Annotated in this window: 11 protein-coding genes; 7 read left to right on the top strand and 4 right to left on the bottom strand. The window is 32.7% G+C overall.

Annotated elements, in window-relative coordinates; genetic code table 11:
• Nucleotides 1-29 precede the first annotated feature (29 nt).
• Nucleotides 30-716: a DUF421 domain-containing protein gene (locus MKX57_RS12975; protein WP_342529483.1), complete on the top strand. Its 687-nt coding sequence runs from the start codon at nt 30-32 to the stop codon at nt 714-716.
• 253 nt (nt 717-969) lie between these two features.
• On the opposite strand, the gene MKX57_RS12970 is transcribed toward MKX57_RS12975, so the two are convergent.
• A complete protein-coding gene (locus tag MKX57_RS12970; RefSeq protein WP_089987010.1) occupies nt 970-1,359 on the bottom strand; it encodes a spore coat protein in 390 nt (129 codons plus the stop codon).
• Between the two features lie 1,070 nt (nt 1,360-2,429).
• On the opposite strand from MKX57_RS12970, the gene MKX57_RS12965 reads away from it, so the two are divergent.
• Nucleotides 2,430-2,660, top strand: a complete 231-nt coding sequence (locus MKX57_RS12965; protein WP_258954751.1) for a LuxR C-terminal-related transcriptional regulator — start codon at nt 2,430-2,432, stop codon at nt 2,658-2,660.
• A gap of 232 nt (nt 2,661-2,892) precedes the next feature.
• Here MKX57_RS12965 and MKX57_RS12960 read toward each other — a convergent pair whose 3' ends face one another.
• The 3 genes from MKX57_RS12960 to MKX57_RS12950 form a co-directional block, all read right to left on the bottom strand.
• On the bottom strand, nt 2,893-3,894 hold the full coding sequence (locus tag MKX57_RS12960) for an alpha/beta hydrolase (protein ID WP_043990514.1): 1,002 nt from the start codon (nt 3,892-3,894) through the stop codon (nt 2,893-2,895).
• Between the two features lie 919 nt (nt 3,895-4,813).
• Nucleotides 4,814-6,031: a type I restriction endonuclease gene (locus MKX57_RS12955; RefSeq protein WP_090002753.1), complete on the bottom strand. Its 1,218-nt coding sequence runs from the start codon at nt 6,029-6,031 to the stop codon at nt 4,814-4,816.
• A 192-nt stretch (nt 6,032-6,223) separates the two neighbouring features.
• Nucleotides 6,224-6,868 carry an SHOCT domain-containing protein gene (locus MKX57_RS12950; RefSeq protein WP_089987011.1) on the bottom strand — a complete coding sequence of 215 codons (645 nt, stop codon included), beginning with the start codon at nt 6,866-6,868 and terminating at the stop codon, nt 6,224-6,226.
• Nucleotides 6,869-7,577: 709 nt separating this feature from the next.
• On the opposite strand from MKX57_RS12950, the gene MKX57_RS12945 reads away from it, so the two are divergent.
• From MKX57_RS12945 to MKX57_RS12925, 5 genes are all read left to right on the top strand, one after another.
• Nucleotides 7,578-7,826 (top strand): helix-turn-helix domain-containing protein, encoded by a 249-nt coding sequence (locus MKX57_RS12945; protein ID WP_258954752.1) that lies wholly within the window; start codon nt 7,578-7,580, stop codon nt 7,824-7,826.
• 490 nt (nt 7,827-8,316) lie between these two features.
• Entirely contained in the window at nt 8,317-9,537 is a 1,221-nt protein-coding gene (locus tag MKX57_RS12940) for a stalk domain-containing protein (protein WP_342550340.1), read from the top strand.
• Nucleotides 9,538-10,102: 565 nt separating this feature from the next.
• Nucleotides 10,103-10,390 carry a hypothetical protein gene (locus MKX57_RS12935; RefSeq protein ID WP_342550339.1) on the top strand — a complete coding sequence of 96 codons (288 nt, stop codon included), beginning with the start codon at nt 10,103-10,105 and terminating at the stop codon, nt 10,388-10,390.
• Between the two features lies 1 nt (nt 10,391).
• Nucleotides 10,392-11,114: a hypothetical protein gene (locus MKX57_RS12930; RefSeq protein WP_090002719.1), complete on the top strand. Its 723-nt coding sequence runs from the start codon at nt 10,392-10,394 to the stop codon at nt 11,112-11,114.
• Nucleotides 11,115-11,337: 223 nt separating this feature from the next.
• A complete protein-coding gene (locus MKX57_RS12925; protein ID WP_090002718.1) occupies nt 11,338-11,793 on the top strand; it encodes a GNAT family N-acetyltransferase in 456 nt (151 codons plus the stop codon).
• The last annotated feature ends 109 nt before the right edge of the window (nt 11,794-11,902 follow it).

The following is an 11,902-nucleotide window of genomic DNA, read 5'->3' as shown; positions in this document are numbered from 1 at the left end:
GACCATTTTTTTTATTAAATTTTTGGGAAATGACACTTAGAACCATATTATCCTTTTTAGCACTACTGATATTGGCCAGAATCCTTGGGAAGAAACAACTTGGTCAACTCACTTTTTTTCATTATATAACAGGGATTTCCATTGGTTCTATTGCATCTCAAATCGCTGCAGTCGCCGAAACACCCTTTTTAGATGGACTAATATCGTTAATATGGTGGTGTTTTTTAACATTTATAATAACCATCATTACATTAAAATCTAAAAAAGCACGTGTACTCTTTGATGATAAACCGACTATTGTCATTCAAAATGGTCTAATTTTAGAATCTGCTTTAAAGAAAAACCGTTTGCATATGGACGAACTAACAATGATGTTAAGGGAGCAAGCTGTTTTTTCTGTACAAGACATACAATTTGCAATACTTGAAACAGATGGCAAGCTTAGTGTTTTACACAAAACACCAGTTCAATCAGCTACAAAGCAAGATGTTAAAGCAGACGTTACACCTCCAATATATTTGCCAACAGAGGTCATCTCAGATGGTCAACTTATTGTCGAAAATTTGGTGGAACTTGAATTAACAGAAGACTGGCTTAATAGGAAGTTGAAAAAGCAAAATGTCCAGAACATAAAAGATGTGTATTTTGCACAAGTTCAAACAAATGGATCATTATATATCAGTCTTAAAGAAAAAAATAATCAATCAATTCCTTAACATTCTGTATCACTGTATGTATTCACTCTATACCAACAGTTAAAAGTCATATCCTAACATTGAAAATGATCGTTTGAGGTGTGTTCGCCTGAGGATATAAAGAGGATTTTAGTATGCATTACACGTGATGGTTCTAGTCATAGAGCATGTATAGATTTAAAGTATTGAGCCATCTCTAAAAAGAAGAGATGGCTTAAGGTTTTTTTGAGTGAGCAAAATCAAAGAAAAATGTTACTGAATGTTGGATTTTTTATTAATTAATGAAGTCTTGTGGAACACATTCACGAACGCCCGAATTTCTTAATGAGTTAAATAAAGCTGCGCTGATTCTTAAAATAACATTGTTATCAGTACCATTTTCTAAATCATAGATGACAAAATAAGAATTATCGACTGTAAAAATACATTTTCGTTCTAATGTAAATCCAGGTGGTACAGGAGGAAGATTAAAACGTGGTACAACTACAGGTGTATCGCCTTCATCTCTGATAAAATTGAAAGTTTGTTGGTCAATCTCATAGATATTAACTGGATCAATCTCCACACCTTGATCTGGAATTGTAATTTCATCTTCAACTAATAGGAAAAAGCGTTCATTTCTAAAGTTGAAAAGACTTCTCGCTCCAATTTCAAATGATGCCATTTTATATTCACCTCCTTTTCTAATTAATATTTTATTCATATCGAATACAGATGATTGGACAATTAGTAAGGTGGAGTGAAGATATAGTAAAAATTATTACTTCAATACTTATAATTAGCCATGTTGTATCTGGACCGAAGTCAATTCTATAGGGCACTTTTGAGTAAAGAAACTAAAAAAGGTCACTTGGGATATAAGTGACCATTAGTAAAAAGATTCGGATGTGTAAGGCTAAATTAGCTTCACATTACTATTAATATGTCAAGATAGCTGTATATTTATAGTGAATTGCCGTGAAATAAATTTAAAAATAAAAAAAGCTGTAGCATCACACGCTACAGTAAACTAATGAACAATATGAGTAAAGAAACTAAAAAAGGGTCACTGAGTGTGAGTGACCCTAAGTAACAATTCAGGAGGTTCTTGTTAAACTTGTTTAGCTTAACACTACTATTTATATGCTTAAATAATATGGGTTTTATAGTTAATTGCCTTTGGAATAGAAAAAGAGCGGTTAAAATATACCTCTAAAAAACTCATAAAATCCCATATTGATTGGGATAGCCTAAATAAAGAATCCTAGCAGGGCAATTGGACCAAGTAAAAAATTATAAAACTTCTTAGGCAAAATATTTCCCAATAGAATTTTATAAATTACTGCACATCCTATCATTACAACAGGTAGCAATAACATCGGTGGAATGAAATATAGCAGATATCTACCAAGTGATAATCCTGTAAACATGTCCATTTATTTACCTTATTATGTATTTCGTGTAAATTATAACATGAAAAAGCCGCAGCGTTTGCATACGCTACAGCTCGAATTGGTATATGCCCTTTGAATAATGGCTTAGTCATTAGCATTATAACACAACTTAGGAGGGCAAACCTATGTTAAAAAAAGAACAATAACGATTACACCAGATGCATTAGATTCAATGATTACAGAATACATGGTTAACGCCATCAAAGAAATGTGATCAGAAATGGTTATAGGGGCAAAAACGGCATAGTATGGTATTGAGGCTACACTACCAAAGGCAGCAGGTGGCGTAGGCGATCCGATTATGCAAGAGGCTATTAGACGTTCGAAAAATATAAAGCATGTTGCAGAGTATGAGAAGAAGCTATTAGAGGTACAAATGCTTATTGAACGAGTTACTGGCGACAGAGAGGTTCAAGTACTGAATTGGATGTTAGACGGCGATTCGCAACGTTGGATAGGCCAACATATGGCTTTATCAGCAACGAGTATTAAACGAATTAAGGATAACATTGTAAAACAGATGATTGCTTGATTTGGGGCCATGTGCTCCATGAAAGATTTTGTACAGGCGGGTGAAGTAACGGAAACCATTGAAACTTGGTCATTTACGATGAACTACTAAGCAAATGAAATTGTCATTAATATAATTATTGGAGGAAAAATAATCCAATTAAGAGTGTGTGAATAATAAATAGGCATATATGAAAGAAATGCTACAGCACACATGCAAGAAAGCTTGTACATGGTGCCGTAGCATGGAAAAATTATCTACTGTCTTGCTTTACTTCTTCAATAAATACCCTGAGGTTTTCAGCGATTTCTTTTGATTGAGTATGGTGTAAATAATGTGTTCCTTCAAATGTCATCACTTTTCCATGTATAGAATCTTTTACTTGCTCTTCATGTAGTGTTGACCATCCTTCAATCGCTGCACTATTCGGTTGTAAAAAGAAAATAACAGGCAGGTTTTTTGGGAATGTTAAATTTTCAGCTGCTTTAAAATTAGGAGATCTATTTTCTATTTCATTCACAATAGTTGGATTTCTAAAGTTTTTGTAAGAAAGAATTCTCATTTGTTCTTTTGTTTCATCATCAACTGGTAGTGCAGCATATGGGTCAGCACTTAGTTTCATTATCAATCTGCCTAGACCTGATTCTTTGAGTAGTGTAATTACAGAATTAGGTATCGGAGATTCAACAACCTTATCACCATATTGCCTTGGAACACTGCTATCGATCCCGGCAAATGCACTCACTTCGTTTTCATATTTATTCACATAATCTAGTGCGTAAATGCCCGAAATGGAGTGACCCATTAGAATATAGCGGTCAATTTTAAGAATCTGTAAGGCTTCGTGGATTTCACTTACAATATTTTCTGTGCTCCGTTCTTTTTCGGTTATATCACTTAATCCATAACCGAAAGGCTCAATCACTACAACTTTGTAAAATGGCGATAACTCTTCTACTAGCGGCTTAAAATCAAGTGCTGGTGTTCCTGTTCCCAAACCTGGCAGTAGCACGACTGTTTCTGCGCCTTGTCCTTCAATCAAAACATTCATATTTTTCCCATCTACTGTTACAGACTGACCATAAGGTTTTATTTTTGCTGCTTCTAATTTGCTACTGATCTTATCAATCACAAAAACAATGGCTATAAAAACGACAATTATTATAACTATTGCTGCTAAAATTTTAAGTAAAATGATAAGTAATTTTTTCATCTTATTAGCTGGTTTTTTTTCTGTTGTTGTGTCCAATTCCATTTTTTCACCTCTCGTATTTTCACGCATTTCGTCTCCTATCGTTTTGGGCTACCTTTAAGTGCCCTAAGGAAAGCCTAACCGACGAAGATGAACTCACAGTGACGACAAAATGAACTGAGTATGAACAAGTGAAAGATATTGTGTAGTAACTTTTTTGGTAAAAGTTACCGAAATCAAAACGGTGAGGAAGATTTAATTTTATCTAAATAGAAATTATTGTAAGTCGTGAAAAAGGGAATGAATAAAAGCACAGAAGGTGACATAAAAAAATATTAATTTTTCCTTCTATATAAAATGGTAGCTGTCCAAAACTGGGGCACTTTTTTTAGAAAAATCTACATGTACATCAAAAAGTGTCCCAATTAATTACACTTAGTTAGATAGGTAGTACATAAAATTATTTGCCTTGAATTCCTAGTACTCACGAAATAGGGGATACATATGAAATTGATCGCCTGAATGAAATAGGGCATGTGAAAGCTCATGTCAAAAATTTTGCCATTGTTGCTGTGGCGATTGGTTTTTATTAAGGAAAATATAATATCGACCATCAATAAATAAGGCTTGACTCTTATCTGACCAATAAAAAATTTCAAGCCCATTCTAAAGGCTATTTCTTCAAAATTCAGTAGGACAGGGTCCATAATGTCCAAACGAGTGTAAAACTGTTGGACATAATCTTCAAGGTGAGTATAGTGGAAGTGAATCAACCTCTAATAAGAAATTAAGAACGTAAGTTTTGTTTGAGAGTACAATAAAACCCCACTTTTGGGAAGTGGGGTTACTTGGAGATTAATGATTGAATAAATGGTATTTGGCAATTGTTGCAATTAAAGTCTCTTGGTTGTTGGCGAAAGCCTTGAACTCAGCATCGACTTTTTTTCAGGTTGTCATATAGGAATTCGACTACTTGATGTTTCTAAAAAAACTTCTCTGTGTCTTCAATTTTAGAAATAAGGTTAGGTATATCTCTAAATGAAAGATTATTTAGACAACTTTTTAAGAAGTACGTAGTCTCATTATTATTTTTATTAAATCGGGAACCTAATCGGGCGTTAATGAAACCAGTCTCTTTAAGAATAGGGTTTTCATCCAAAAATTTTGCTATTTCGTTTGATTTAACTGTATATAGTTTTATATCTTCCTTTTGATTAACATACTGACCAACTAAATACCCCACAATTGTAGAACCCTGTGTTACAACCGAAGAAATAAAGAAATCACTTAATGGATTACCTTTTTCAACTGAGTATTCTTCAGATGTTAACTTTAGTAATTTTATGTAAGAGTCTGGATTGGGTAATACAATCGTGACTCCCTCAAATTCTTCAAATTTCCCTAGTGAGTCAATTTCATCCTGAGTGAAGTAAACTTTTTTCTCTTCTTTTGTAACATCTTCTATGCTAGTAACAGCAATCTCTTGAGAAGATCGTGATGTATCTATATTAAATTTTTCACTAATTACTTCAGATATTGCCTCTTGAATACTCTTCACTATTAAAGGGCGAGAGGTGTTAATAAACTGTTGAGTTACCTTAAATTTAAACCGTTCTTTAATAACAAATTTGATAAAATCATCATTTGGGGATTCAAAAATTTCTTTTATTACAGATTTAAATGATTGAAAATATATTAACGATTCAGCGAGGATTTTTACTGTTTCTTCATCATATAAATTTTTAGAAAACTTAATCAGATTTTCAAAATCTTCTTCATTATGATTTATAATATTGAAGATAAAAAAGGGCTTAGAATCCATTATATTTGAGTTATTTAAATCAGTAAAAAAGTGATACTCAATTCCATTTGTTAGGATACCTAATTTCACACTAGGGAATGTGCTGAAATATCTACTTAATTGTGGGGCGCTTTTATTAATTTTCATATTGATCGATTTTGCCTCAATAAAAATTCGAGGTTGCCCATTGATTGAAATAGCATAGTCCACTTTTTCATTTTTTTTATGAAAATCAGCTGTGAATTCTGGAGTGACTTCTTGGGGGCTATAGGTATCGTAACCTAACCCTTTAAGCAATGGTAAAACAAGAAATTGTTTTGTAGATTCTTCGTTTTTAATTAGTTCACTATTTTCTGATATCACGTTGTTTAATAATTCTATAGTTTCTTTTAGATTCATTTGAACACTCTCTCCCTTTGTGTTGAAATAATACAAGTCGCAAACTTCGGAATAAAAATTTCTCATTGGATTAAATCCATTTTTTATATCAGTAGTCAATAATACCTAGCTCTCAAATATTTTTAATAATTTTACTAAATATTTGTAAATGAAATGGAGTATTGATTATTATCTTCCACATGCCATATTGAATTAGCCTAAAATTTTTTTCTTTTCTTCTAAAAATTCTTCTTCAGTTAAAATCCCTTTATCTCGTAAATTCGCAATTTTTTCTAAGTCACTATATGGATCTGCTGAGGTTGATAATTTCTTTTTATCATTAGTCATACGAGGGTTATCTTTGCTATCTTGCATTTGTTTTTGCACAACATCTATAAACTTGTTTAAACGATCATCATTTAAAATATCATCAAATGTTGCACGTAAAGCAGGAGTGAGGATTGTCAATTCTTTTTGAGCAATACCATCAGAGGCAAGTAAAACTCCTTCCATATATTTATAGTTAAATGGTGTATATAATTGGAGATTACCAATTTTTGTAACAAAAACCACTCGCATATTTGTTGCTATCAAAAGACCTTTTTTTTCTAAATTTCCAAAATCGTATTCAGCTGGTAAAGAGGAGAGTACAATTTCATTGGCCAATTGCACAGTGTTTTCGAAATAATCGATTGCTGGCTTATAAAAGGTGTACTTCATCCCTCTATATAAACTAGTCCCCACATATTTCTCTCGCTGTTGGATATCCTCTTGTTTTGTACGTTCTTTTGCATCTATAACAGCTTGTCTTTCTGGAGTATTTTCAAATGTCCCCATTATTTTTTTGAAAAAGCTCATTTTGTCACCTCGTATTTATTTTCCTGAAATGATTAGGTAAAAGAATAGTATATAAACATAAATAAGTAAATTTCCCAATAGTGGTGCTATTAAAAGACATGTTTATAACATGTCCTTTTCATAGTTATTATTATGTTACTTTTAGTTTTAATTAAAAATCGATTATTTGTTTCTCTCCAAATAACGATTACAATTCCCCTTTATCCTTCAAAATTCCCACAGCTTACGTAGTTTTTCTAAGTCCTCTTCTTTGATTTCGGTAGCTCCTTGTACCATTTTTCAAGAGTAGGATTGTTTGCGAAAGCCTGGAACTCTGCTTCGTCATTTTCGGTTTGGGTTTCGTCTGTAGAATTTGGTTCTAGGTAACCAGCCTTAACTATTAACTCTTTATAGTCCTAATTGTATGCTTTTGATAAAAGTTTCAGTGTTTCAGGGGTAGGGTTTACATGTTTTCCTGAACGTCTATTAAATCCTTTTTCGATAGTGTCTAAGTATGTATGACTAATACCAATACGTTTACTGGCGTTTCGTAAAGACTCACTACCTCTTAATTCATTCAGTAATTCACCTAGTGTGTTTTCATGTAATCACCACCTGTAATACATACTTTACAATACTTTAAATAATTTATGTATTTAATTTAACTAAAATAAATGTTAATCATTGTTGACAATTAAGTAAACCTTGTATTACACCAAGTGCACAGTAGGTGTTATTCTTGGTTAACAAACTAAGGGATATAAGGATGAAAACAGGGATGTCAGTTTCAGAACTGGCTCGAAGATCTGGTACAACACGTCAAACGATTACAAATAGTGAACTTCATGGACAAAAACCTGGTATTAAATTAGCTTTACAGATTGCTCAAACTTTAAATAAGGTTGCAAAAGATATTTTTTTGTTGGTGATTTTGTTATGCATGGTTTACGTTGGGGCGTTATTTAAAATTACCTTCTAACAATTCAAAATCCACAAACAATATGAGGAGAGTGCCGTAAAAAGAAGTCATCTATACAGGTGAATTATTTGGGGTAGAGTGGAAAATCAAAGAAGATAACATCATCATGATCGTGGATTTTTCAGCGATTTAAAGAGTACCCAAGAGCTTAGTAAACGATACTGGAGTGAGGAATATAATAATTGGGTTTCATTTGTACATGCCTTTCAATGCTGTGGCAGCTACTAACGACTTCGCTACAGCCAAATACAAGGGCGTACAAGGTAACAATATCACGTTTGTCATTCAGGCTAATGTACCCTATCAATGGCTGATAAAGCATGTGTCATCGGGTCACTGTAAGTCAAAATTGAAGATGACAAAAAGCAGGGACGCGAAGTGAAACGTGGATCTCGAAAAGGTAAGAAAAGTTAAAAATTAGATAATTATGCTAGATAGCTATAGAGTAATCTCTTCTTATTATGTATATTTGTGTATAAGGAGGGGTATTATGAAAAGAATTTTAATACTTATATTCACTGTAGTTATAACACTGAATATATCTACTACAGCTTTCGCAATCGACGTATTTTACCAAAATAAAAAAGTGGAAATGGACGTGCAACCAAAAGTTGTTAATGGTAGTACATTAGTTCCGATACGTGCTATCAATACCGCTTTAAAAGGCGAAACAAAATGGAATCAATCAAAACAACAGGTGGAAATTGTTAAAGATGGCCATAAAATAATTTTAGAAATTGGGAAAAATAGTGCATTAGTTGATGCTAAGGTTGTAAACTTAATCACGCCTGCACAAGTAATATCGAATCGTACTTATGTGCCTTTACGCTTTATAACTGAATATTTTGGGCACGATGTTATATGGGATAGTGCCACCCAGAGCATTTTAATCGATACAGATATAGCTATAATTGACAAACAAGCAAACATTTCAACTCAGTTTGATACTATCATAGATATAAATAGTATTGATTTCGGAAAAATTTATGAAGTCAATGGAACAGGAAAATATTCTGATTATAAAAAGTTAATTGGTTATCCATATGAAAATCATTATTCTATTTACTATACTGGAAACTCTTCTTCTTATAGTGTTACCTATGAAGATTTAAAGCTGAAAGATTTGAAAGAGAAAATCAGTTGGATATACGATGGGAAAACTTATACTCATACAAGAAGTCAACTATATAGTTTTTTCTCAGATATTACTACGCTAGAGCGTTTGTTGGGGCAGAATGACGGTATAATAAATCAAAATTGGTTAGCAAAAACATTCGGTGAAACATACCAGGATTGGTTTACCCAAGGTTTATATTCACAAGAAGCCACTAGAATAGTTGATAGATATCTAGAAGTTAAAGAAGGTATTAATATTATGGATAGAGATCCATTTAATGATATAGATTTAGAAAACATAGAACCCAATGAATGGATTTCATTGAAAGAGTTTCATATGAATTCAGAGGGAATGGATTTCTCTGCACATGCAAAACGAGTAGGGGATAAAACCGTTTTAATAATGGCTTTCTCAATAATTAGCCCTCTTACTGGCACTGTTGAAAAAGTAATATACGAAGTTCCAGATATGCCCATAGATTATCTGGATAATGAAAAAGATATTGAAACTACTTTTAACGGAATACGATTTAAAATTTTTAATGGAGATACTTACATTAATCGAGAAGATTTAAAAAATAAAGGCATTTTATAATTTGCAACTCAAGAACACCAAAACAGTGATTTTATGGTGTTCTTTTTATTTATGCCAAAAAAAGGTGAGATCATGGCAACAATTCACACTGCGATACTAATTGAAGATCGTTTGAGTCAACCTATTAGGGCTATGCACAAAAGCTTGCATTAGCTGAATCAGCAGAGGCATAACAACAAGAAAAAATAGAAAATTAATTAGCTATTGCAGAATTGGCGGAATTAATAGCAACTAAAGAGGTAATATAATGAATGTTGTGGCGGGAGGCTGTACAAACATTATTCGATAACGAAAACAAGTAGTCGTAGCATTATGCATTAATCTAAACCATTAACATTTTTGAAGAACTATTAACATTCATCAGTATATTTTCATAGATTTATTTATATAATTAGTAGTGGGGAAATAAGTACTATATTTACTGCTGACGGATCGCCGTATGCGATGAAAGTCGCCCGTGCGGTGAAGGCTCGTTATAAAACATAGAGACAGAGAAGGATAAGGCGAGAATAGCAATGTAGCTCCACAAATAACAAGTATTTATATCTATAAGGATATTAACAATTTGTACACTAAGGCAGAAATAAAGTTTTCACAGCCTGTTCAAGATTCGACTGTAGTGGCAGGGGAATTTCAATTTGGAGATATTTCAAGCCAATATTTTATGGGTTCTTCATTTAATACTTTACGCCCAAACCTACCATCTACACCAGAACAAATAAATGATGAGTTTATTACTGTAGAGTTTACACCAAAAACTACAGTGGCTTCAGTAAAATACACTAAGGGATCCTTAAAAGGTGTAAATGGTGTAGAGGTTGAATCACAATCTGTGACACCAGTGGTAGAATAAGGTGAAATATCAACAGAATATTGAACAAGAATGGTTAATTGATGAACAAGAAAATTCATTAAATATTGTCGTTACTACTAAAGTAGGTAGTTCACACCTAGTAGAACTGTTAGCTCATTTTGCAGCTGAATATGGAACAAGTAATAAGGATATCTATGTCCAAGTATCTGAAGTGCAATTTTCTAAAGACAATGAGGTAACTGCAGGTAAATGGAAGAAGGAAATATCCCAGCATGTTTTTATACTGGATGCTTTGAAAACCAAAGACCTGCCAATCTTTAGTCGCAATCATTTAAAAGAAGGATTTACTGTTCATTCAATTCAAGAGTTAACACCACAAGAGGTTGATTTTATTCGAAAAGGTGAAAATGTTTGGTTTCCAACTAGATACCATCCACTTTGTTATGAAACAATAGCAGATAATAGCTTGATTTTACGCCGACATAATGAGTTAATAGGCTGGTGTGTTGTGTTACCATCTACCAATCAATTGCTGATGTATGATAATCTTTTTGTTAAAGAAAGATATCAATCATTGGGAAGAAGCTTATCATTGTTTTGGCACGCTATATCGATACAATTAAAGAGAACACAAATGAAGTATCTTACATTTGTAGTAGATGGAGAAAATGAAAAGATGTTAAAAGTCTTGCAAAATAAAGTTCATGTTCCACTAGTTGACCATCAAAAAGTGACTGTGTTTAAATTAATGAAGACTGTTTAATAGTGGACATAAACCGTAGTAATAAAATTAATTTTTGTTAAGGATGCGTCAGATTGACGTGTCCTTTTTATGCCTTTCACATTCATCTGTGGAGGGCTATTTTTATACAACAAGACCTAAAGCAATGCACTGTGCCGAGTTGTGCTAAAAACTAATTATAAGTGTAATTACGGAAAGCTTGAAAAAATGTTAAGATTAAAGGATAGATTAGGAGGGAAATAAAGTGATTTCTTTAAAACCTATGAACCACGAAGAGTTCAAACAATATATTAGTTATGCAATTGAAGACTATGCAAAAGACAAAATTGCTTCCGGAAATTGGAGTGAAGATGAAGCGATTGACTTGTCGAGGGAATCATTTGAACGACTACTACCCAATGGTGAGAAGACCGAAAATAATCATTTATCGTCTATCTTTCATGACGATATTTTAGTTGGAATGATTTGGATTTCGCAAAAAACCCCTAATGAAGGTTTTATTTATGATTTTGTGATTTTTGAACAATATCAAGGGCAAGGGTATGGCAAGAAAGCAATGAAAGAAGCTGAAATTATTGCTAAACAGTTAGGTATGAATAAAATTGGTTTAAACGTTTTTGGTCATAATAAAATAGCTCGTGGGTTATATGAAAAAATGGGTTATGAAATTACGAATATAACAATGGCTAAAACAATTTGATAATGTAAGTAAATGCCCGTTATCTAAATTGGTAATGGGCATTTTTATGTTTTTATTTACTGCCTATCTTACTTCTTTATGTAAAACCAGAAAATCTTTAAGTGACCAA

This window comes from Lysinibacillus sp. FSL M8-0216 (assembly GCF_038595555.1).
GTDB lineage: Bacteria > Bacillota > Bacilli > Bacillales_A > Planococcaceae > Lysinibacillus > Lysinibacillus fusiformis.
The sequence above is the reverse complement of the archived record's forward strand: the minus strand, read 5'-3'. Positions and strand labels throughout refer to the sequence as shown.

Excerpts from the sequence above, each read along its gene's own strand:
- MKX57_RS12940 (WP_342550340.1), top strand. The coding sequence starts at position 8,317 with ATGAAAAGAATTTTAATACTTATATTCACTGTAGTTATAACACTGAAT.
- MKX57_RS12970 (WP_089987010.1), bottom strand. The coding sequence starts at position 1,359 with ATGGCATCATTTGAAATTGGAGCGAGAAGTCTTTTCAACTTTAGAAAT.
- MKX57_RS12960 (WP_043990514.1), bottom strand. The coding sequence starts at position 3,894 with ATGGAATTGGACACAACAACAGAAAAAAAACCAGCTAATAAGATGAAA.
- MKX57_RS12955 (WP_090002753.1), bottom strand. The coding sequence starts at position 6,031 with ATGAATCTAAAAGAAACTATAGAATTATTAAACAACGTGATATCAGAA.
- MKX57_RS12965 (WP_258954751.1), top strand. The coding sequence starts at position 2,430 with ATGCAAGAGGCTATTAGACGTTCGAAAAATATAAAGCATGTTGCAGAG.
- MKX57_RS12950 (WP_089987011.1), bottom strand. The coding sequence starts at position 6,868 with ATGAGCTTTTTCAAAAAAATAATGGGGACATTTGAAAATACTCCAGAA.
- MKX57_RS12975 (WP_342529483.1), top strand. The coding sequence starts at position 30 with ATGACACTTAGAACCATATTATCCTTTTTAGCACTACTGATATTGGCC.